Raw genomic sequence first — 20,350 nt, 5'->3', positions numbered from 1 at the left:
AGACAAACATGAGCTTGCAATTTAGCGTACTTGCGAGCGGGAGTACGGGAAATGCGTTTTACCTCGAAACAGAGGATCACGCATTTTTAGTGGACGCCGGTTTGAGCGGAAAAGCCATGGATGGGCTGATGGCGCAGATCGGGCGTAAGCTGGATGATGTAGACGGCATTTTTGTGACGCATGAGCATAGTGACCATATTAAGGGCCTTGGTGTCGTCGCCAGAAAGTACAAGCTTCCGATCTATGCGAACGAGAAGACTTGGAAAGCGATGGAGAATCAAATCGGCAAAATTGACACCGATCAAAAGTTTATATTTCCGATGGAGACGGTAAAGTCGTTCGGCGGACTTGATGTTGAATCGTTTGGCGTCTCCCACGATGCGGCCGAACCGATGTTTTATGTGTTCCATTATAACGGCCGAAAGCTCGCGTTAATGACAGATACGGGATATGTCAGCGACCGAATGAAAGGCATTATCCGTTCAGCGAATGTGTTTGTGTTTGAAAGCAATCACGATGTCGGTATGCTGCAAATGGGAAGATACCCATGGAGCATTAAGCGGCGGATTTTAAGTGACGTCGGGCACGTGTCAAATGAAGATGCTGCCTTGGCGATGACGGATGTCATTGGCGATGAGACGTCTCGTATTTACCTGGCGCATTTGAGCCAGGACAACAACATGAAGGAGCTGGCAAGAATGTCCGTGCAGCAGACATTGGCTTCTAAAGGATTTGTGACGGGTGAGACATTTGACTTATATGACACCGATCCGAAGAAGGCCACTCCGCTTTGCGCTGTATAATTTTTCTATGTAAATCATGACTATTCTAGGAGTTTCTAACCCACAATATAACCATATTAACGTTCTTGGAAAGGATGGAATATGGTGGATTACGAACGTGAGGAAGAACATACTACTCCTGAACAGCCAAAGAGAAGCAAAAAAGGATATTTTCTTTCGAGTCTGATTGGCGTGATTGTCGGTGCCGTATTAATGGCGTTTATCATGCCGTACCTTTCAAATGAAGGGCTGGATACAGGCGCCTTAGATCAGCAGCAAAACAACAACGGCCGGGAATCAATCAGGACGGTGAATGTCAGTGTCAACAATACGGTCACCAAGATTGTCAGCAATGTGTCGCCCGCCGTTGTGGGTGTTGTGAACATCCAAAAATCAGATATACGGGGAGAGAGCGGCGAGGCTGGGAGCGGCTCTGGCGTCATCTATAAGAAAAATGACCATTCCGCTTATGTCGTGACCAACCATCATGTCATCGAAGGCGCTTCACAAATTGAAATCAGCTTGAAAGACGGTTCACGTGTATCAGCTGATCTTGTCGGCAGCGACCAGCTGATGGACCTTGCCGTTTTACGGGTGAAAAGCAATAAAATTAAAGCAGTCGCAGATTTCGGAAATTCAGATAAAGTGAAGTCTGGGGAGCCGGTTATTGCGATCGGGAACCCGTTAGGCCTTGAGTTTGCAGGCTCTGTCACACAAGGCGTCATCTCAGGTACGGAGAGGGCGATCCCCGTGGATTCAAACGGTGATGGACAGCCTGACTGGAACGCAGAAGTCCTGCAAACAGATGCGGCCATTAACCCTGGGAACAGCGGCGGTGCTTTGTTAAATATGGATGGGAAGGTCATTGGCATCAATTCAATGAAAATTGCGGAGTCGGCGGTTGAAGGGATTGGCCTGTCGATTCCATCTAAGCTCGTGATCCCTGTGATAGAGGATTTAGAGAGATACGGAAAGGTCAAACGCCCGTTCCTTGGGATTGAGATGAAATCGCTAAGCGACATTGCAAGCTATCATTGGGATGAAACATTAAAGCTTCCTAAGAACGTCACCAATGGAGCGGTTGTGATGGGTGTAGACGCCTTTTCACCTGCCGGAAAAGCGGGACTGAAGGAACTGGATGTCATCACGGAATTTGACGGATACAAAGTAAATGATATTGTTGACCTGCGAAAACGGCTTTATCAGAAAAAAGTCGGTGACCGGGTGAAGGTGAAGTTTTACCGCGGCGGAAAAGAAAAATCTGTAGACATCAAGCTGTCCTCCGCAGACCAATTAGGCAGTTAATAAAAGCAGTCTGGCATCGTTTGCCAGGCTGTTTTGATATGCAAAAAAAAACTGAACAGGGGTCACGCCCGTTCAGTTGAAAAGGATATATCGAATATGAAGAAAAATACAAGATGGATGTTACACGTGAAACAGCAGCAAATGGCAGTTAGCTGCAAATACCTCCATTCTCAGCATTCTCCCGGAAATATGGAGGTTCGGATTAGGCCTTGCCAAATCTATTATCGTTAGCCCCAATGGGACGATTGAAGAGAAATCGGCAGAGGCACTGTTTTTCTGATCAGGCTTCCTGCCCCGGATTATTCGTTAGACGAGTGAGAAAATTTCTTGAGCCGATATTGGAGGCTTTGTCTGCTGATGCCAAGCTCCTGAGCAGCTTTCGAGATGTTATGGCCGTGTTTTCTTAACACGTTCTCTATCACATATTTTTCGAAGCTCTCCATTTTTTCTTTTAAGTCCGCGGCCGGCTGGTGTCTTGGTGTTTCCGGCTCTGGGATGTCAGCCGGCTTGATTTTCATGCGGTATTGATAGGGCAGATGGGAAGCTGTGATCGTTTGCTCGTCCGTCATGAAATTCATTGCGCCTTCGATCATATGTTCAAGCTCACGAATATTTCCCGGCCAGTCATAAGATAGGAAAAATTGCTTCACGTCATCGCTGATGTGTTCAACATTCATTTGGAACAGATGGTTGTTTTTCTGGATGAACTCCGATGCGAGAAGCAAAATGTCTTCTTTTCGTTCCCGAAGCGGCGGGATGATCAGTGTGACGACACTCAGCCTGTAATACAAGTCCTTCCGCATTCGTTCGCCGGCAATCGCGTCAATTGGATCTTCATTCATCGTGGCAATAATACGTACGTCAATCGGTGTATCCTTTGTTGACCCGATGCGCCTGATTTTCCGTTCTTGAAGGGCGCGCAGCAGCTTCGCCTGAAGGCTGAGATTCAGCGAGTTGATTTCATCTAACAGCAGTGTGCCGCCATGGGCTTGTTCAAACAGGCCGGGCTGGTCGACAGCGCCGGTAAACGCGCCTTTTTTTGTTCCGAACAAGATGCTTTCCACAAGGCTGTCTGGCAGCGCCGCACAGTTTTGCGAAATAAACGGGCCGCCAGAACGATCGCTTCCATTATGGATACTTTGCGCGAACAGTTCTTTTCCCGTACCGGTTTCGCCTGCGAGAAGCACAGATGATGACGTACGGGTTGCCCGCTTGGCGTTTTCGATGACGTCTTGAATGGCCGGACTGGTGCCGAGAATACTGTCAAACGTATAGGTTGTGCTGCCTTTTTTGTTCATATTCTCCCTGATCAGCCGTTCAAGCTTTGTCACATCCTTGGCAATTTCAACTGCGCCCCTGATTTTGCCGTCTTGGACGATGGGATAAGTATGATTGATCGTCGTAATTTCTTGGCCTTTATTATTGAAATAGCTCTGTTTGACGTTTTTAATCGTCTTGCCTTCCTGAAGAGCCTGTACCAGTGTGCTGTCCTGCTGCTTTGAAAACATAAACACATCCATCAGGTTTTTATTCAAGACGTCATGCTTCTCCATATCTTCAATCTGCATCATTTTATTGTTATAAACGATTGTGTTTCCATGCTCGTCTACCACGTGCAGGCCAACATCGATTTCATCTAAAATACTCTGAAAAACCAATGTGAGGAATTCGCTGTCTTTGACCACTGTATGAACCTCCCTCAATTATTTTCTTAATATTGCTTCTATTTTATAAAAAAGTGGAGAGGATATGCAAAAAAATTTTGCACTTGCGGGAATTTTTGCTCGAAATATCAGAATGTTTTTGCACCTTGTCCTCGAAAATTGTAGAAAACACACGAATTCTTGATTTGGCACAGAACTTGCATTTATATAAAGGGAAAGCAGGATAACATGTTGAAACAGAAAACAAGGGGGAATTTAAATATGCCAGCTTTATCTAAATCCAAAGAAATTATTGATCAGACGTCTCATTACGGAGCCAACAATTATCATCCGCTCCCGATTGTTATTTCTGAAGCGCTGGGTGCTTGGGTAAAGGACCCGGAAGGCAATGAATATATGGATATGCTGAGTGCTTACTCTGCGGTAAACCAGGGGCACAGACACCCGAAAATCATTCAGGCATTAAAGGATCAGGCTGATAAAATCACCCTCACGTCACGCGCGTTTCATAACGATCAGCTTGGGCCGTTTTACGAAAAAACAGCTAAACTGACAGGCAAAGAGATGATTCTGCCGATGAATACAGGAGCCGAAGCGGTTGAATCTGCGGTGAAAGCGGCGAGACGCTGGGCGTATGAAGTGAAGGGCGTAGCTGACAATCAAGCGGAAATTATCGCATGTGTCGGGAACTTCCACGGCCGCACGATGCTGGCGGTATCTCTTTCTTCTGAAGAGGAATATAAACGAGGATTCGGCCCGATGCTCCCGGGAATCAAACTCATTCCTTACGGCGATGTGGAAGCGCTTCGACAGGCCATTACGCCGAATACAGCGGCATTCTTGTTTGAACCGATTCAAGGCGAAGCGGGCATTGTGATTCCGCCTGAAGGATTTTTACAGGAAGCGGCGGCGATTTGTAAGGAAGAGAATGTCTTGTTTATTGCGGATGAAATTCAAACGGGTCTCGGACGTACAGGCAAGACGTTTGCCTGTGACTGGGACGGCATTGTTCCGGATATGTATATCTTGGGCAAAGCGCTTGGCGGCGGTGTGTTCCCGATCTCATGCATTGCGGCGGACCGCGAGATCCTAGGCGTGTTTAACCCTGGCTCACACGGCTCAACATTTGGCGGAAACCCGCTTGCATGTGCAGTGTCTATCGCTTCATTAGAAGTGCTGGAGGATGAAAAGCTGGCGGATCGTTCTCTTGAGCTTGGCGAATACTTTAAAAGCGAGCTTGAGAGCATTGACAACCCGGTTATTAAAGAAGTCCGCGGCAGAGGGCTGTTTATCGGTGTGGAATTGACTGAAGCGGCACGTCCGTATTGTGAGCGTTTGAAGGAAGAAGGGCTTTTATGCAAGGAAACGCATGATACAGTCATTCGTTTTGCACCGCCATTAATCATTTCCAAAGAGGATTTGGATTGGGCAATAGAGAAAATTAAGCACGTGCTGCAAAACGCATAAATCCGCACCATGGCGGGATATTCACTTCGTTTGTATAAATTTACAACAGAAAAATCAGCACTCCCTATTTGCTCAGCTACAGTATTTTAGTATAATGTATCTTTATGAGAAGAAGTGAATTTTATATTAAATAGATAGAGACTCTTTGGACAGCAAACTGGGATAGCACCATGCAGATGTTCCAGCTTAGATCCAATACAAGTTGCTGAAGGGGTGCAGAATGTGAATACAAACCAAGATAACGGAAATCAGCTCCAGCGGACAATGAAATCACGCCATTTGTTCATGATTTCATTGGGCGGAGTGATCGGAACCGGTTTCTTCCTTGGAACCGGGTTTACCATTAACCAAGCGGGACCGCTCGGCGCGGTTCTGTCCTATTTAGTGGGCGGCTTTATCATGTTTTTGACCATGCTCTGCTTAGGAGAGCTGGCAGTCGCCTTTCCTGTGTCGGGGTCCTTCCAGACCTATGCGACAAAATTTATCAGCCCGGCCTTCGGGTTTGCGTTCGGCTGGCTGTACTGGCTCGGCTGGGCGGTTACATGCGCCATTGAATTTTTATCAGCGGGGCAGCTGATGCAACGCTGGTTTCCGCATATAGACGTGTGGATCTGGTGTCTGGTCTTTGCGGCACTGATGTTTATTTTAAATGCGATCACCACAAAAGCCTTTGCGGAATCTGAATTCTGGTTCTCAGGCATTAAAATTTTGATTATCCTTTTATTTATTATTCTCGGTGGAGCTGCCATGTTTGGCCTGATTGATCTGAAGGGCGGAGAGCAGGCGCCGTTTTTGACACATTTTTATGAAGACGGGTTATTTCCGAACGGCATAAAGGCCATATTGATAACGATGATTACCGTGAACTTTGCGTTCCAGGGAACTGAGCTGATCGGGGTTGCGGCCGGAGAAAGTGAAAACCCTGAAAAAACGATTCCGCGGTCGATCAAACAGACAGTATGGAGAACGCTTGTCTTCTTTGTGCTTTCAATCATTGTCATTGCCGGCATGATTCCGTGGAAACAGGCGGGTGTCGTGGAAAGTCCATTTGTTGCCGTATTTGAGCAAATCGGAATCCCATATGCAGCTGATATCATGAACTTTGTTATTTTAATCGCGCTGTTATCTGTTGCGAATTCAGGTTTATACGCATCAACGCGTATCCTGTACGCGATGGCGAATGAAGGACAGGCTTTCAAAGCGCTCGGCAAAACAAATCAGCGAGGTGTGCCGCTGAACGCGTTAATTGTAACGATGGCTGTGGCTTGCCTGTCGCTTCTGTCAAAAGTGGCGGCGGCTGAAACCGTATATATGGTGCTGTTATCATTGGCGGGCATGAGTGCTCAGGTCGGCTGGATCGCGATTTCGCTTTCCCAGATCATGTTCAGACGCAAATATATCCGTGAGGGCGGGAAGATAGAAGATTTGAAATTTAAAACACCGCTGTACCCGGTGCTTCCGCTGATCGGCCTAACATTAAATACGGTCGTGCTCATCAGCCTTGCATTTGATCCGGAGCAGCGTATCGCGCTGTATTGCGGCGTACCGTTTATGGTCATTTGCTACATCATTTATCATGTCGTCATTAAAAAACGCCAGCAGGCGAATCGTCAGCTAGAGCTTTAAAACGTTGTCCGTAAGTCATCTTTGTTATAACCCGCATAGGACATTATCTTAAATGTTGAGGTGGAATCACAGATGGATAAAACGATTTCGGTTATTGGAATGCCAATGGATTTAGGACAAGCACGACGCGGAGTAGATATGGGCCCGAGTGCCATCCGGTACGCTCATCTGATCGAGCGGCTGTCAGACATGGGGTATACGGTTGAGGATCTTGGTGACATTCCGATCAACCGCGAAAAAATAAAAAATGACGAGGAACTGAAAAACCTGAATTCCGTTTTGGCGGGAAATGAAAAACTCGCGCAAAAGGTCAACAAAGTCATTGAAGAGAAAAAATTCCCGCTTGTCCTGGGCGGTGACCACAGTATTGCGATCGGCACGCTTGCAGGCACAGCGAAGCATTACGATAATCTCGGCGTCATCTGGTATGACGCGCACGGCGATTTGAATACACTTGAAACTTCACCATCGGGCAATATTCACGGCATGCCGCTCGCGGTCAGCCTCGGCATTGGCCACGAGTCACTGGTTAACCTTGAAGGCTACGCGCCTAAAATCAAACCGGAAAACGTCGTTATCATTGGCGCCCGGTCACTTGATGAAGGGGAGCGCAAGTACATTAAGGAAAGCGGCATGAAGGTGTACACAATGCACGAAATCGACCGTCTTGGCATGACAAAGGTCATTGAAGAAACCCTTGATTATTTATCAGCATGTGATGGCGTCCATCTGAGCCTTGATCTGGACGGACTTGATCCGAACGACGCACCGGGTGTCGGAACCCCTGTCGTCGGCGGCATCAGCTACCGGGAGAGCCATCTGGCTATGGAAATGCTGTATGACGCAGGCATCATTACCTCAGCCGAATTCGTTGAGGTTAACCCGATCCTTGATCACAAAAACAAAACAGGCAAAACAGCAGTAGAGCTCGTAGAATCCCTGTTAGGGAAGAAGCTGCTGTAATAAGAAAACCCCCGCACCGCGGGGGTTTCAGCGTGTCGACAAACCCTCGCATTCGTTGTCAGGCCTGCGCTTCGGTGCTCACGAATTCCAAACATTCGCTGCGCTCCAATGCTCGTTCTTCCTAGACTTCAAGGGTTTTCAATCACGCTGAAAAGATGAAAGAATCCTAAAACTACAAACCGTTTTAGGATTCTTTCGTTAAATTGAACCCCCGCACCCGCGGGGGTTTTTCATTTATCCAATCATTTTCTCAGCGACTTTCATTTCCTGTGAGTGGGTTTGATGGTCTGCAATAAACCAACCTGATAAAATCACCGCTGCGACGCCTGCGCCAATCAGAAATCTTTTCATTTATATAACCTCCGTTCGTTTAATCAGTTCTTCAATTTGTAATGCTTCATAAAAAAAGTGGGCAGCTTCTTTGTAAAGCTCAAGTTCCCTATACCGTTCGCCAGCCAAAATGGAAAGTTCTCTTACACTGTCATACTCTTTCTCGGACAACAAGTCATCCATATGTTGTTTGCATAAGTGAAACGTTTCCGCATGACCCCCTTCTGCATAAATGGCATATAAAATGTCTATTTTTGCCTCACATATTCTATTCGGCTCAGCAGTCAATTTTTCCTTCACTTCTTGGTAATAAGATAAGGCCTGTTCTTTCTTTTTGATCTTAAACAGCTCTCGTATCAGCAGGTAGGCAGAATGATAATAATAGGCGGAGCGGGCATACTCTTCGTTCTGTAAGGCCTCTTCTAATTTCGAAACCGCTTCTTCTGATTTGCCGCTTTGCGCATGAAGAAGGCCGAAGTTATGCAAAAGCTGGGCTTCAAAAAAATGATCCTCTAATTCACTCGTGATCCGAATTGCTTCGTCCAAATAAGCCTCAGCTTCTTCAAACTGGCTCATCTCTGTAAAATTGCCTGACATGGTAATCAGCGCTGAAGCCAGCTTCTTTTTATAATCAGTCTCTTCCCTGAACGTTTTGACCGCTTGCCGTGTATGATTGAGGGATACAATATTTTGTCCCAGCTTATAATAGAGCTTTCCGACCTTCAGGTGAAATTCGGCTTTCTCAATCGGATCGGGAATGTTGTCGAGATACTGCTCTGCATCTTTATACAGCCCAATGGCAATGTCATAATTATTTTTATAGGCCTCATACATGCCTTCAAACAGAAAAAAGTAATATTTCAGCATGTCAGACGTAGCATTCATATGAGAAGGCTCCTCATGCTGAAAGCCCTGTCCTCTCGCCTCGTGAAGCAAAACCTTGTGGCGCAGTTCCAATAAGGAGAAGTAGGCCAGCACCTCCTGATCCTCTTCCATGTCATCCAATAAAGGCTTCACTTCTTCAAATAAACGGGAGGATTCTTCAACTTCATGTTTCTTGATGGCAAGGTACCAATCGTTGAGCATGCTAGCGATTTCTGCGGGTGCAATCTTATTCATGTGAAACTCCTTTCTCTAGTGACTTATCAATCTCAGTTGCTTATTCTGATAGTAACACCTCTTTCTATTTTATGTAAAATCCTCTAGTCAATATATGAAGGAGAGATGATATGACAATCATGCTGAGCCCTATGCAGACAGAAGAATTTCGGTCTTATCTCACGTACACAACAAAGCATTACGCGGAAGAAAAGGTAAAAGCGGGAACATGGCTGCCTGAAGATGCACAGCTTTTGTCTAAGCAGGCATTTACTGATCTGCTTCCGAGAGGGCTGGAAACACCCCATCACCATTTGTGGAGCCTCAAGCTGAATGAAAAGGATGTCGTTGGCTGGCTCTGGATACATGCTGAACCGGAACATCCGCAGCAGGAAGCGTTTATTTATGATTTCGGGTTATATGAACCGTATCAAGGAAAGGGCTACGCAAAGCAAGCATTGGCGGCATTAGATCAAACGGCACGCAGTATGGGAATCCGCAAGCTGTCCCTTCATGTCTTTGCTCATAATCAGACGGCGCGAAAGCTATATGAGCAAACCGGATTTCAAGAAACAGACGTAGTGATGAGCAAGAAGCTTTAACGAAAAGGGCCTGATAAAGGCCTTTTTCTGTAAACGATTTCTAAAAATTCTGTAAATAACCTAGTTACTTTCCTTATTTTCCTAATATAATGTGGGTGAGGAAATTACCTTTCCTACACTCACAAGAAAAGAGGAGATGTAATGAAGTTGAAGAAACGAGTGTCGATGTTTTTGGTAGCGCTTACAATGTGCGGCGGCCTGTTTGTTTCTCCCGCCAAAGCCGTAAAGACCACAAATTATGCTGAAGAAATCGCCGCACTGCAGCCAGGCACGACACCGGAAGAAATCATGAAATCTGCCAGCCAGATTGCCAAACAACAGCACGTAAAGCAGGATGTTATCCTAAAACAGTTCTATAAGGAAATCACGGCTGATAAAGCAGCGGGAGACCGGCTCGCCAAGGAAAGCGGCATGTCTATCATGGGCGGCTCGTCCGGCACGAAAAAACTCCCGACAAGCGCGAAAGGCAATATCTATTACACGAACTCCTACACAGCCTACTACAATCACGGCCACGTCGGCATGTACTCCGCTGCTGACAAAATTGTTGAATCTGTCCCGAGCGACGGCGTCAGGCAGATCGCTTATAATGCCAGAGACGTGGAAGACAACTCCATTGTGCAAACCGTCAGCGTATCCTCATCTCAAAAAACAGCTGCTGCCGACTGGGCGGTATCAAAAGTGGGCGACCCATACTCATTTAACTTCGTCAATAACAGAAGTACCGGCCATGACGGCGCCAAAAACTGTTCAAAGCTCCTATGGTCTGCCTTTTTGCTGAAAGCAGGCATTGATATAGACAGCAACGGAGGCTTAGGTGTGTATCCGCGCGACATCACAAGTTCTTCGTATACGACAACCATCATGACCATTTACTAAGGAGAAGGATATGAAAAAGTGGATGATTACCATCGCCATGCTGATTCTCGCAGGAATCGCACTATTTGTCTTCATTTCTCCTCTCAAAAACCATAAAACCGTGAGTCAGCAGGATCTCAGAAACCCCGATTTCCTGGATGACAAAGAAGTCCTGCTGTATTTCTCATCCTCTGCGGATCAAGATGCATTTGGCGGCGGGAAAAGCTACGCCCTGTTTATCAGCCAGGACGGGACGCTGTCTTCCTTTAAGATGAAGGGCCTTGAGCTGGGCTCAGCCAAGGTTCACGGTGACAGCGTGATGCTGGAGGACAAAAACACGATTTATACGATCAAAAACGGCCTGCGCTCCCATAAAAGAGCCTATCAGCACACAGGCGACAGTGCAGGCTTTCTGCAAAACACGGACGGCTTTTACACCTTATACAACTCCGGCTACGACAAAAAGAAAGACGGATACCGCTCAGAGCTGTACCGCCAAATGGACGGAGAGTGGAAAAAAGACGTCATCCCCTACTACATCCGAGCCTCCGGTTTTCATGACGGCACCATTTATGCACTCGTCCCGACAGATGACGAAAAAGGCTATGAGCTCCTTCAGATTCAAGCAGATCAGAAGAAGCTTACCTATCACACCATAACGGAATGGCAGTACCGGGAAGGAGCCTCAGTCGAATCCCAGCTTGCTGTAGACGACCAAGCTGTTTATGTTATGGTTCGCGGCCAAAAAGCCCGCAATCTCTATCAAATGGTCAAGATCAACAAAAAAAGCGGCAAAGTAGAGCTGCACGACATCGCCGAATACAAAAACGACGAACAAACGATATACAGCTCCATGCCCTTCAGCTTTAAAAACAGCTTTTTCCCTTATGACGGGAACCTGTATTTCATTGACGGCTTCGGAAAGGTACACAAAATCGATGCCAAGACAGGAAAAACAAGCATCGTCTTTACCTTTTCCCAGGACAAAATGAAAGCCGATTTCAAAGAAATCACCCAAAAAGGCAGCAGCCTCTATTTCTTCACATACACGTATAACAAGCCTGCCTACATTGAACAGTACAGTTTGAAAACCGGAAAGAAAATGAAAGAAAAAGAGATTAGGAAGGTAAAGGATGTCGTGACGCCGAAGAGTCATTTGAAGCTGTATGATGTTGAGGTGATGAAGAGGTTTTAAGGCAAGGAGGGTAGTATGGGAGCCATCGCTGTGTTATTTATCGTTTTTGGTTTTCCGATCATCGCAGGTGTATTTGGTATAGCGGGTCATTTTTTATTTAAGAGATTTTGGGTGGCGCCGCTCATCGTCCTTATAGCGAGCTTGATATTGTTATTTACGTTAGCTACGGGCAATAGCTCATTCTTGTTTTGGGTTGTTATGTATACGGGGATTGCGTTAGTAACGAGTGTTGCCACATTATTTCTCAGGAAATTTTTTGAGTGATCTCTGTTTATGAAGAGACTGGTGTGATGTCTCTTTTTTTGTTGAACCGAAGTTTGCAGAGGATTTTGGGTATGGTTTAGAAACGAATCTAAAGGAGGAATTACATGCAGACCAAACGGGTTATTCTTCTGGCAGTTATGATCTGCCTGGTTTCGGCCATTACTGTGTTCTTGTTAAATGGATGTAAAGTCGACTTCTTAGACATCGGCGGAACCATTATTGGCTGCCTTCTTGGCATATTTGTTGTTATAAGAATACAGAAAAAACAGTCGTGAGAAAGGGAAAGAGTCATGCCGAACCGAAGTCATGATCAAGGACGCAAAGTCCAAACACATGCATGGGAGGAATGGCGTTGACAGGAAACAAAGCGGTTGTGTACAAAGGCAATGGGACTGTAGCGGTGGAGGATATCGGTTATCCGGAGTTAATCTTAAGGGACGGGCCCGGCGTTCCAAAGGCGAATGTGAATCGAAAATGTGAGCATGGGGTTATTCTCAAAGTCATTACAACCAACATTTGCGGAAGCGACCAGCATATGGTCAGAGGACGCACAACGGCGCCAGAAGGCTTGGTGCTCGGGCATGAAATTACGGGAGAAGTCATTGAAACGGGGCGTGATGTTGAATTTATCAAAAAAGGAGATATCGTATCCGTTCCTTTCAATATTGCCTGCGGACGCTGTGTGATGTGCAAAACGCAGAAAACGCATGTGTGCCTGAATGTCAATCCGGACCGTCCGGGATCGGCTTACGGCTACGTCGATATGGGCGGCTGGGTCGGCGGCCAGTCTGAATATGTCATGGTGCCGTACGCTGATTTTCAGCTTTTGGTATTCCCTGATAAAGAACAGGCGCTAGAAAAGATTCTCGATTTGACCATGCTGTCGGACATATTCCCGACCGGTTTCCATGGAGCTTACACAGCGGGCGTGCAAACAGGTTCAACCGTCTATATCGCGGGAGCGGGGCCTGTTGGCTTGGCAGCTGCACACTCCGCTCAGCTCCTAGGCGCCTCCACCGTGATTGTCGGCGATCTGAACGAAGACAGACTGGCACAGGCGAGAAGCTTCGGCTGTGAAACGGTCAACGTACAAAAACACGACCGCCTCGGCGAGCAAATTGAACAAATACTAGGTGAACCGACCGTTGATGCTGCAGTGGACTGTGTTGGCTTTGAAGCATCTGGGCACGGCAATCAAGGAGAAGCGCCTGCCGCCGTGCTGAACTCGATCATGGACGTCACCCAGGTCGGAGGCAGCCTTGGCATTCCAGGCTTATACGTGACCGAAGATCCCGGCGCAAAGGATGCGGACGCCAAAACAGGCTCACTAAAAATCCGCTTCGGACTCGGCTGGGCCAAAGCCCACACCTTCGTCACCGGACAAACGCCCGCCATGACATACAACCGCAATTTGATGAAAGCGATCCTGAGCGGCAGAGCGCAAATCGCAAAGGCCGTCAACGCCACCGTCATTTCTCTGGACGACGCGCCAAAAGGCTACAGCGACTTCGACAAAGGCGCAGCCAAAAAATTCGTCATCGACCCGCATGGAACACTGAAGTAAAAGAAAAAGCCGGACGTTCTCAGAACGCCGGCTTTATTGCTGGTAATCCGTTTCTTCAAAGCGGTTTCCCTTTTCATCCTGTACAATGAATTCCCCTTCGATTTTGTCCAGTCCAATCAAAATATAAGGGTTTTTCTCATTTTCCTCTGAAGCGGGTTTTCGTTTCACAGTTACAATCGTTTCTTTAGGCGAGAATTTGACGTCTGACACCTCAAGCTGTTTTTCGTTCTCGCTGCTTCCGAGAGACACGACGACCATTTTTTTGCCTTCTGATATGGTGAAGACTTGATATCCTTTCACATCATCATGCATTTGAAGGTAATTAGCGTATATTTCTAAGTCTGGACTGCCTTCACCGATTCGATCCTTCTCCAACACCCAATAAGACGGCTGACACCCAGCAAGCAGCAACATGATCACAAAAAGCCAAACCCATCTAAAGCGCAAATGCAGACCTCCCCATACATCGGTTACATCCAAACTAACACACTAACGAAATAGAGTCATCAACAGCTTGTTTGTCGAATTGTGGATAAAACTCAGCCCGAAGCACTACTAACATGTGAATAAATAGGTTATATTGAGAAGAGAACAATTGTAAAAATGGAAGAAAACATCGGAGGATTTGAACATGAAACAAGCGTATTATTCCTGTGAAGAACACATCGAAACGGTGCTGGATATGTACATAGACGACCACGAGCTGCCGCCCGAAATCAGAAAAATCGAACATACTAACAGTTTATCCACAGCCTGTGAATTATGTGGAGACCCCGCAGTATATATAGTGGGGAACGAATGATCTTACACAAAATACAGAAAAGATATCCACAATTGTGGACAACATATATGAATAACTTGTTTCTAAAGTGGGGATGACCTGTGAATATCAATATTGTGACAATCGGAAAACTAAAAGAAAAATACCTCAAGCAAGGCATTGAAGAATACATCAAACGACTTTCGGCCTACGCAAAAATCGACATCATCGAACTCCCGGACGAAAAAGCGCCGGAAAACTTAAGCGACCAGGACATGAAAATCATAAAAGACAAAGAAGGCGACCGCATCCTATCCAAAATCAGCCCCGACGCTCACGTCATCGCCCTCGCCATCGAAGGAAAAATGAAAACATCCGAAGAACTAGCCGATACAATAGATAAGCTGGCTACATATGGAAAAAGCAAAGTCACCTTCGTCATCGGCGGATCACTCGGACTGAGTGACGCGGTAATGAAGCGAGCGGATGAAAAGCTGTCGTTCTCGAAAATGACGTTTCCTCATCAGTTGATGCGTCTCATACTAGTCGAGCAGGTTTATCGGGCTTTTCGGATTAATCGTGGGGAGCCTTATCATAAGTGAATGAGGTTTTTACTTAGTAAATACATTTTAAAAAATAAAATAAAGGAAAAACTAAATTAATTGTCGAATATTGGAGTTAATAAACTTTAATTTAAATAGGGGATTATAGTGAAAATAAGAAAATTGACTATACGTAATTATAATGCAATTAGATATATTGAAATGAATGATATACCAGACTTTGTAGTTATTGCAGGCCCAAATGGAGTTGGTAAATCAACAATATTTAACGCAATAAAGCAATTTCAAAGAATAATAAAACGCATTTATATAAGTGATTTAAAGCATGGTATAAAAAGAAGAATTGATTTTACTAATAATAACATATTCCCCTTTGGGAATGAAACTCAAAACGGAGAAATTGAAATTACTTTCCAATTATCAGAAAAAGAGAAATCCTTTCTTAAAACTGATAAAGATTTAATTACCGGGAAACTTGATTTTAATGAGATAAACAACTGTAGATTTGATAATGAGTTAGGAGAATTATTGTTAGAAGGTAATAAATTTTCCCAAATTAATCATATAAATGCTAATAGAAATTTGACATCAAAATCAAATAAAGAAATAAACCTTAGTTCGTTAGCGCGGTTCTATGGAGAAGATGATGATAGAAGATATGGTAGAAGAAATGAGAATGAGAATAGATTTGAAAGGGTAAAAGACTACTTAGCAGCTATATACTTTGATGACTTAATCAAGGTAGTTGAAAGTGGAAATATAGGGAATGAACTTAATGAGTTAGTTCAAATAATTAACTCTTATATTAAACCTAAAAAGTTTTTAGGTGTAAAAAGGGATATTTCCGGATTGACCTTTCCTATAGAATACGGTGAATTGATACATGATATTGACGAACTTAGTTCAGGAGAGAAAGAGATAGTAATGTTATTCGTTAATTTAAAATGGATACAGGCAGAAAGTTATATATTTTTATATGATGAACCCGAATTGCACCTTAACGCTAATTTAGAAAAATTATTATCCTCACATTTGAAGCAATTACAGGGTAATAATCAGATTTGGCTAGCAACTCATTCTTACGAAATACTGGATTCTGCAAATTATACAGATGTTTTTCAAATTGTTCATTATTCCGGTGAAAACCAAATATTTAGGCTTATCAGTAATGAGGATAAGTTTGAAACTTTTAAGTCATTAGGTGCAAATGTGGGTTTACAGTTAATATCTGAAAAAGTTATGTTTGTCGAGGGGAAAACTGATAAAGAATTTTTTCAATTATTATTTGATGAATATAAAGAACAAATAAGTTTTGTTCAGTCTACTGGTATAAATAATCTAATGAGAGTAAGTAATGCTGTAGTGGATTTATTAACTGAGGCGAGTAAAGCATCGGATTTTTATTTAGTTAGAGATAAAGATTTCTTGATAACTTCCCAAATAGAAGAACTTAAGGCAAAGCTTAACCAAAAAATTCATGTCCTATCAAAGTATCACATTGAAAATTATTTTTTAAATGGTGAAGCGATTATAAATGTCATGAAAAATGTAGGTCTTGATAAGTTCGATAATTCAAATCAGATTGAGATTAAATTAAAAGAAATTGCTGATAGTCAAAGAGATGATGTTATAGCTCAATGGATTGCATTTGAATTACATGAGGAGTTAAGAAAATTTAATTTTAATGTGGGTGGCCAAAATTTAGAGGGAAGACTCAAAGAAAGAGTAGCTGCTCAAAGAGAGCGAATAAATGAAATACTTGGTGATAGTAGTATAGTCAATAACCTAGATGAAAAAAAGAATTATATCAAGGATAACTGGGAAAATATATGGATGGACTTTCCCCCTGGAAGAGATATATTAAAGGAGTTTGTAAACCAGTTTGTAGAAGGTATTAAATATGATAGATTTATACATTTGCTTGTCAGAGAGTGCATTAAATTGAAAACTACTGAAGTTAATAATCTAAAATCAATCATTCTAAATGAGCTGGGTTTTGAACAGTAGTTGTTATAAAAGAAATAAGCTTAATAGAAATGATAATAAGCGGTTGTTATAAAAGAAATTTAGTGAAATTTATTTTTAATTATTTATATGTATTTAGATATCTGTAGAGAACCGTATCATAAGTAAGTGTGGTTTTCTAATTTTACGTTAATTAATCGTTCTAAAAAGAATTGATTATCTAGGAAGTGAACACCGGCTAACTAATTTTTCAGGTCTTTTTTCACATTTAAAATAGTTAAATAATGCAAATAAGTTTATACTCTGCTCCACTCAATTAAAAGGTTGAGTTTCTATGGAAGGTCTACGGATGGATTGGGGACTAAAAGTCTTAGAATATATAAAAGTTCAGTTTATAAAAGGAATCACCTAGGACTCAGGATTTTTAAATATTTCAATATCATTTATTGATACATGTAACTAATAAGGTTGTGAGAAAAGTAAAGTGAGGTAAAAAATTTGAAAAATAAAGAAGACTTTTATGTTGATATTAAAGAGAGAGCATTAAATATATATGAACAATACCAATTTCTTATGAAAGGAATTTTTAAAAATGAAACCAACATCTCAAAATATAAACTGAATTTCTATATTAAAGAAGATGCGAATTTAGGTGGAAAAGCATGGTGTGAAAAATATACAGATAATATACTAATATATAAGGGGGTTATAGATAATTTTTTTGATTATTTTTATAGCTTTACAAAAATGCAAAGCAAAAGTTTCTTGGAAAAATTACATTTTAACTATGAAGATGAAACTGAAGTATCTTACGAGTTGTTGAAATTCGTTGATAATGGAAAAGCTAATATTTTTGATAGTAAAATTATAGATATTAAATTAGCTGGATTGCTTACAATTTTTGTATCACGCTTTATAATAACCCATGAATTAGGACATTTACTTAATGGGCATTGTGAATTTCTATATTCAAAAGATAAAAAGAATATTCAATATATTTCAATGTTTGAAAAAGATAAGAATCAAACTACAAAGACTATTTCTCCACTAGATTTCAGGACTCTAGAAATGGATGCAGATGCCTTTGCTGCAACAGATAATTGTAGAAATTTGATTTTACTATACGAACTTTTTGAAGAAAAGGTGGATAGTGATTTAAATATAAAACCGATAGATTTATTTTATTGGTGGTCATTTGCAATTAGAAGCAATTTTTTAATAACACAAAGAATCTTAAATGATGAGGAATATAAAGTTGATAAAACTCATTTACCAAGTGTAGCACGTTGGATTTTAATATTAGGATCAATGTTAAATATTATAGAAAGTGATACATATAAAATCAATTATAGGGTTGGAGATAGCAAAGAGAAACTATTACAATCATTTGTGAATGGATTTGTATACGCTGAGAAGTGTTATAATGAAATTTTTTATACAAATTATAATTGTATAGAAGAAACTATTAATAGTGAAGACTATGTACATTATGCATCAGCAACTCAAAGAAACTGGGAAAATCTCCGGAGTGAATTGGATATATTTTCAAGACTACCTCTATATAAATCTCGCTCACCTTTTTCATAATAAAACCTCATTGAGACATATTATGGAGAGCCTTTTCATAAGTGAAATGTTTTATCTAGTTATCTCCTATTTAATTATATTTAGTAGTTTTTTTAAATTGGAAAATTAAAGGGGGAGAGGAAAAAATAAAAGGTAGAAAAAATTAAAATTAACCTAAAAACGACGAAGGAAAATGTTCTTTTTAATTGAGCTAATATTACAAAAAATGAATGGAAGAAGTAATGAGCGTCAATATAAGACAAATATAAATAATTTTAATGATTCCGTATTTCAAAATATAAGATATAGTGCTTCTAAGCTATTTAGAAAGATGTAATTTTTTGTGTAAATCTTAAAGACACTGATTTTTCTAATGATAAATTTAAAACCCGTATTGTATTAATACAAATATATAATTTCTGAAAATTTAGATATTAATTTTAAATAAGCTTACTCAAAATGAGTTGTTAGAGATTTAAGGAGCTTAGAAAATCCCAATAGACGATCTACTAATTTCTACACATATCATAGTTATAGAAAATTTGTTTTAAATTATTTGGTAAAATAATGATACAATTTATTTGTCTTTCCTCGGAATTGTGAAAACGATGAAAGGTTAGTGAGCAATGGAGACATACGCAAATAGTTGGTATTCAGGAGGAGATGTCTATGATTAGTGACACTGCTACTATCGTTGGTTTTCTTGTTAGATTAGTTATGTTTTAAGTCTTATCGCTTTAAAATTAATTAATGACTCTCTCCTCGATTACTGAGTTATTCTAATCTTTATTAAATATACTGTGATAAAGAAATCCTCTATAATGAGTTGTCATTAAATTGATAGCTCATTTTTGTTAACATATTAATCTTCAAACTAATAAAAATAAGAAAAATATTTTTGAGATTGAATATGAAATATAGCCTTAAATAGATAAAGAAGTAAATTGCATCATAATAAGTAGATGAGGTTTGATTCTATACGTAGTGAAGGAGTAAAATTAATGGAACATAACAATAAATCATTTGTTTCCTTGAGTTACACTAAGGAGGAATTTTTAAGTTTAGGTATTCGTTTAGAGTCCAATAATAATTGGGATAGAGCTGTAAAGATTTTTGATGATAGAATCCAAGGAAGATATTTAGATATAATAGATAAATTAATTAAAGAAAATGAATTAATAAGAGATGGATTTGCAATAATGGCTCTTAATTGTTTATTAATAGAGACGCTATTACAATTTAGGTATGGATGGGATGAAACAAAGGGTGGAAATAAAAAAAGTTATTCTGAGTTTTTATCAAACGTTTTCCCAGATATTTTTAATAAAAAAATAGCCAATATATTTTATTCAGATATTAGATGTGGAATACTTCATTCAGCACAAACTAAAGGAAAGAGTAAACTAACATTTAATCAAGATTATGCAGTGAAGCTAATGAAAACAGAGGATAAGGACTATATCAAGGTTGATGTAGGAAATATTACATCGGAAATTATAAGGTATTATAATTCATATAAAGAGATGCTTTTAGATCCAAATTCAAATAATATAAGAGAAAACTTTAGAAAAAAATGATATATATTTGTTTGAAATGACACTTCTGAAATTACAAGCAAACAGTCTAATTAATGGTTAGACTGTTTTTTCTTATCTTATTTTAGTCCTGAATTATTATTTTCGGGGGAAATTCAATAATAGGCATTTCAAGTTTACTCTAACATCATACTGGGAGGTATTAAAAATATGGAACAAAAACAATGATTTTTTAGTAATAAT

20 protein-coding genes and 1 pseudogene are annotated in these 20,350 nt (G+C 41.4%); 17 read left to right on the top strand and 4 right to left on the bottom strand.

All coding sequences use genetic code 11. From position 1 onward, the window contains the following. The first annotated feature begins 8 nt into the window (after positions 1-8). The 3 genes and pseudogenes from NYE53_RS20470 (at position 9) to NYE53_RS20460 (ending at position 2,239) form a co-directional block, all read left to right on the top strand. The gene (locus NYE53_RS20470; RefSeq protein ID WP_268556091.1) at positions 9-803 is read left to right on the top strand and encodes an MBL fold metallo-hydrolase; all 795 of its coding nucleotides are present in this window, start codon (positions 9-11) and stop codon (positions 801-803) included. An 81-nt stretch (positions 804-884) separates the two neighbouring features. Beyond that, entirely contained in the window at positions 885-2,087 is a 1,203-nt protein-coding gene (htrC, locus tag NYE53_RS20465; RefSeq protein WP_327828813.1) for a serine protease HtrC, read from the top strand. Positions 2,088-2,107: 20 nt separating this feature from the next. Beyond that, positions 2,108-2,239: pseudogene (locus NYE53_RS20460) on the top strand (hypothetical protein). 147 nt (positions 2,240-2,386) lie between these two features. Here the strand turns inward: NYE53_RS20460 and rocR are convergent. Then, a complete protein-coding gene (rocR, locus tag NYE53_RS20455) occupies positions 2,387-3,772 on the bottom strand; it encodes an arginine utilization regulatory protein RocR (RefSeq protein WP_003244510.1) in 1,386 nt (461 codons plus the stop codon). Positions 3,773-4,012: 240 nt separating this feature from the next. Here rocR and rocD point away from each other — a divergent pair, with 240 nt between their 5' ends. From rocD to rocF, 3 genes are all read left to right on the top strand, one after another. After that, positions 4,013-5,218: an ornithine aminotransferase gene (gene rocD, locus NYE53_RS20450; RefSeq protein WP_033882758.1), complete on the top strand. Its 1,206-nt coding sequence runs from the start codon at positions 4,013-4,015 to the stop codon at positions 5,216-5,218. A gap of 222 nt (positions 5,219-5,440) precedes the next feature. Then, entirely contained in the window at positions 5,441-6,844 is a 1,404-nt protein-coding gene (locus NYE53_RS20445) for an amino acid permease (protein ID WP_077670829.1), read from the top strand. Positions 6,845-6,916: 72 nt separating this feature from the next. Further along, positions 6,917-7,807 (top strand): arginase, encoded by an 891-nt coding sequence (rocF, locus tag NYE53_RS20440; RefSeq protein ID WP_003226959.1) that lies wholly within the window; start codon positions 6,917-6,919, stop codon positions 7,805-7,807. Between the two features lie 234 nt (positions 7,808-8,041). Here rocF and NYE53_RS20435 read toward each other — a convergent pair whose 3' ends face one another. Both NYE53_RS20435 and rapG read right to left on the bottom strand, forming a co-directional pair. After that, on the bottom strand, positions 8,042-8,158 hold the full coding sequence (locus tag NYE53_RS20435) for a Phr family secreted Rap phosphatase inhibitor (protein WP_003226961.1): 117 nt from the start codon (positions 8,156-8,158) through the stop codon (positions 8,042-8,044). Further along, positions 8,159-9,256 carry a response regulator aspartate phosphatase RapG gene (gene rapG, locus NYE53_RS20430; protein ID WP_014478534.1) on the bottom strand — a complete coding sequence of 366 codons (1,098 nt, stop codon included), beginning with the start codon at positions 9,254-9,256 and terminating at the stop codon, positions 8,159-8,161. Positions 9,257-9,366: 110 nt separating this feature from the next. Between rapG and NYE53_RS20425 the strand changes: the two genes are divergently transcribed. The 6 genes from NYE53_RS20425 (at position 9,367) to fdhA (ending at position 13,718) form a co-directional block, all read left to right on the top strand. Further along, a complete protein-coding gene (locus NYE53_RS20425) occupies positions 9,367-9,837 on the top strand; it encodes a GNAT family N-acetyltransferase (RefSeq protein WP_339246580.1) in 471 nt (156 codons plus the stop codon). Positions 9,838-9,978: 141 nt separating this feature from the next. Then, on the top strand, positions 9,979-10,716 hold the full coding sequence (locus tag NYE53_RS20420; protein ID WP_339246578.1) for a YiiX/YebB-like N1pC/P60 family cysteine hydrolase: 738 nt from the start codon (positions 9,979-9,981) through the stop codon (positions 10,714-10,716). 10 nt (positions 10,717-10,726) lie between these two features. Next, entirely contained in the window at positions 10,727-11,890 is a 1,164-nt protein-coding gene (locus NYE53_RS20415; RefSeq protein WP_339246575.1) for a hypothetical protein, read from the top strand. A 15-nt stretch (positions 11,891-11,905) separates the two neighbouring features. Further along, positions 11,906-12,154, top strand: a complete 249-nt coding sequence (locus NYE53_RS20410) for a DUF2651 family protein (RefSeq protein ID WP_339246572.1) — start codon at positions 11,906-11,908, stop codon at positions 12,152-12,154. 104 nt (positions 12,155-12,258) lie between these two features. Then, positions 12,259-12,429 (top strand): hypothetical protein, encoded by a 171-nt coding sequence (locus NYE53_RS20405; protein WP_327810364.1) that lies wholly within the window; start codon positions 12,259-12,261, stop codon positions 12,427-12,429. 62 nt (positions 12,430-12,491) lie between these two features. Beyond that, a complete protein-coding gene (fdhA, locus tag NYE53_RS20400; protein WP_339246567.1) occupies positions 12,492-13,718 on the top strand; it encodes a formaldehyde dehydrogenase, glutathione-independent in 1,227 nt (408 codons plus the stop codon). Between the two features lie 33 nt (positions 13,719-13,751). Here the strand turns inward: fdhA and NYE53_RS20395 are convergent, their stop codons facing one another. Continuing rightward, positions 13,752-14,165, bottom strand: a complete 414-nt coding sequence (locus NYE53_RS20395; protein WP_339246564.1) for a hypothetical protein — start codon at positions 14,163-14,165, stop codon at positions 13,752-13,754. A 184-nt stretch (positions 14,166-14,349) separates the two neighbouring features. On the opposite strand from NYE53_RS20395, the gene NYE53_RS20390 reads away from it, so the two are divergent. From NYE53_RS20390 to NYE53_RS20370, 5 genes are all read left to right on the top strand, one after another. After that, positions 14,350-14,520, top strand: a complete 171-nt coding sequence (locus tag NYE53_RS20390; protein ID WP_003219122.1) for a CxxH/CxxC protein — start codon at positions 14,350-14,352, stop codon at positions 14,518-14,520. Positions 14,521-14,600: 80 nt separating this feature from the next. Further along, on the top strand, positions 14,601-15,080 hold the full coding sequence (gene rlmH, locus NYE53_RS20385; protein WP_339246562.1) for a 23S rRNA (pseudouridine(1915)-N(3))-methyltransferase RlmH: 480 nt from the start codon (positions 14,601-14,603) through the stop codon (positions 15,078-15,080). 108 nt (positions 15,081-15,188) lie between these two features. Further along, complete coding sequence (locus NYE53_RS20380; protein WP_339246560.1) at positions 15,189-17,048, top strand: AAA family ATPase; 1,860 nt, start codon at positions 15,189-15,191, stop codon at positions 17,046-17,048. A 456-nt stretch (positions 17,049-17,504) separates the two neighbouring features. Continuing rightward, positions 17,505-18,593 (top strand): hypothetical protein, encoded by a 1,089-nt coding sequence (locus tag NYE53_RS20375; RefSeq protein ID WP_339246557.1) that lies wholly within the window; start codon positions 17,505-17,507, stop codon positions 18,591-18,593. Positions 18,594-19,573: 980 nt separating this feature from the next. After that, positions 19,574-20,149, top strand: coding sequence for a hypothetical protein (locus NYE53_RS20370; protein ID WP_339246556.1), 576 nt, complete (start codon positions 19,574-19,576; stop codon positions 20,147-20,149). Positions 20,150-20,350 lie beyond the last annotated feature (201 nt).

The sequence above is a fragment of the Bacillus sp. FSL R5-0523 genome, from assembly GCF_037975295.1.
In the GTDB taxonomy this organism is placed as follows: Bacteria; Bacillota; Bacilli; order Bacillales; family Bacillaceae; genus Bacillus; species Bacillus subtilis.
The sequence above is the reverse complement of the archived record's forward strand: the minus strand, read 5'-3'. Positions and strand labels throughout refer to the sequence as shown.